Annotated in this window: 2 protein-coding genes; both read right to left on the bottom strand. The window is 74.4% G+C overall.

What is annotated here, in order from left to right; translation table 11 throughout:
- Positions 1–429 (bottom strand): NAD(P)-dependent oxidoreductase (locus G3I40_RS38650; RefSeq protein WP_275410302.1); only part of this gene is annotated, 429 nt, incomplete at its 3' end.
- A 200-nt stretch (positions 430–629) separates the two neighbouring features.
- A partial coding sequence (gene cobT, locus G3I40_RS38645) for a nicotinate-nucleotide--dimethylbenzimidazole phosphoribosyltransferase (RefSeq protein ID WP_239092194.1) occupies positions 630–2442 on the bottom strand: 1813 nt, incomplete at its 5' end.

The following is a 2442-nucleotide window of genomic DNA, read 5'->3' as shown; positions in this document are numbered from 1 at the left end:
GCGGCGCGGGTCCCGGTCTGCGGCCTCGGTGGACAGGACGGCGACGGTCACGCCCTCGGTGCGGCCGGTGGCCGGGGTCCAGGCGGTGGCCGCCTCGGCGTCGTCGGAGCGGACGCACCAGGTACGGCCGCGCTCCGCCTCGGCGGAGGCCAGGTCGTTGGCCGCGCGGTCGGCCGTGGCGATCAGCACGTACCACGCGTCGGCGAGGTCGCCCTCCGCGTAGCGCCGCTTCACCCAGGTGATCTCGCCCGCGTCGGCCATGGCCTCCACGGACGGGGTGGCCGAGGGGGAGATCAGGGTGATGTCCGCGCCCGCCGCGATCAACGCCGGGAGGCGGCGCTGGGCGACCTGGCCGCCGCCGATGACGACCGTCCTGCGGTCGGTCAGGCGCAGGCCTACGGGGTATGCGGGGTGCTGTGCGGCGGGCATGTCTGGTGGCTCCCGGGGCGAGCGTGCTGGACGGGGCTGCGTCTTCGGAGCCCGGTGACGTGCGGGTTCTGGTGCGGTCAGCTTATGTCGTGGCCCGCTGACGGGGCGTGCCGGCGGGGTGTGCCGGGCGCACCCGGGCCGCCGTGCGGGAACGCCTGCCCACCGTGATGGCGGGGCAGGCGTTCCTCCTGCGGTGCTGCTTACTTCTCGGTGACGCCCGCCGAGTCGAACGTCGCGACCTCGTGCATCGCGCGTGCCGCGCTCTGCACGATCGGGAGGGCCAGGAGTGCGCCCGTGCCCTCGCCGAGCCGCAGGTCGAGGTCGACGAGCGGGCGCAGGCCCAGCTTGTTGAGCGCGGCGACGTGGCCGGGCTCGGCGCTGCGGTGGCCCGCGACGCAGGCGGCCAGCACCTCGGGGGCGATGGCGCGGGCGACCAGGGCGGCAGCGCCGGCGCTGACGCCGTCCAGGATCACGGGCGTGCGCAGCGAGGCGCCGCCCAGCAGGAGGCCGACCAGCGCCGCGTGCTCCAGGCCGCCGACCGAGGCGAGGACGCCGATCGGGTCGGCCGGGTCGGGCCGGTGCACGTCGAGGGCGCGGCGCACGACCTCGATCTTGCGGGCGTGGGTCTCGTCGTTGATGCCGGTGCCGCGGCCCGTGACGTCCGCGGGGTCGACGTCCGTGTAGACGGAGATCAGGGCGGCGGACGCCGTGGTGTTCGCGATGCCCATCTCGCCCGTGAGCAGCGCCTTGTTGCCGGCGGCGACGAGATCGCGGGCCGTCTCGATGCCGACCTCGATGGCCGCCTTGACCTCTTCGCGGCTCAGGGCGGGGCCGGTCGTCATGTCGGCGGTGCCCGCGCGGACCTTGCGGGGCAACAGGCCGGGGGTGGCCGGGAGTTCGCTCGCGACGCCGACGTCGATGACGCAGACCTCGGCGCCGACCTGGTTCGCGAACGCGTTGCAGACCGCGCCGCCGCCGAGGAAGTTGGCGACCATCTGGCCGGTCACTTCCTGCGGCCAGGGGGTGACGCCCTGGGCGTGCACGCCGTGGTCGCCGGCGAAGATCGCGACGGCCGCGGGCTCCGGGATCGGCGGCGGGCACATCCGGGAGAGGCCGGACAGCTGCGCGGAGATGATCTCCAGCATGCCGAGCGCGCCGGCGGGCTTCGTCATGCGCTTCTGCCGCTCCCACGCCTCGCCGAGCGCCTTGGCGTCCAGCGGGCGGATGTTGGAGACGGTCTCGGCGAGCAGGTCGTGCGGGTCCTCGCCGGGCAGCGCGCGACGGCCGTACGTCTCCTCGTGCACGACCCACGACAGCGGGCGTCGCTTGGACCAGCCCGCCTGCATCAGCTCGGGCTCCTCCGGGAACTCGTCGACGTATCCGACGCAGAGGTAGGCGACCACTTCGAGGTGCTCGGGCAGACCGAGGGTGCGGACCATCTCGCGCTCGTCGAAGAAGGAGACCCAGCCGACGCCGAGGCCCTCGGCGCGGGCCGCGAGCCACAGGTTCTCGACCGCGAGCGCGGAGGAGTAGGGGGCCATCTGCGGCTGGGTGTGCCGGCCCAGCGTGTGGCGGCCGCCGCGGGTCGGGTCGGCGGTGACCACGATGTTCACCGGGGTGTCGAGGATGGCCTCGATCTTCAGTTCCTTGAACTGCTTCGCGCGGCCCTTGGGCAGGGACTTGGCGTAGGCGTCCTTCTGCCGCATGGCCAGTTCGTGCATGGTGCGCCGGGTCTCGGCGGACCGGATGACGACGAAGTCCCAGGGCTGCGAGTGGCCCACGGACGGGGCCGTGTGCGCCGCTTCCAGGACACGGAGCAGGACCTCGTGCGGGATGAGGTCGCTGCGGAAGCCGTTGCGGATGTCGCGGCGCTCGCGCATCACGCGCAGGACGGCCTCGCGCTCGGCGTCCTCGTAACCGGAGGCGGCCGCGGCGCCCGGCTCGACGACCAGGTCGGGGGCGGGCTCGGGGATCTGCTCCGGCTCCGCCTCGGCCGCCTCGGCCGCCTCGGCC

The organism is Streptomyces sp. SID14478 (assembly GCF_010548525.1).
GTDB lineage: Bacteria > Actinomycetota > Actinomycetes > Streptomycetales > Streptomycetaceae > Streptomyces.
The sequence above is the reverse complement of the archived record's forward strand: the minus strand, read 5'-3'. Positions and strand labels throughout refer to the sequence as shown.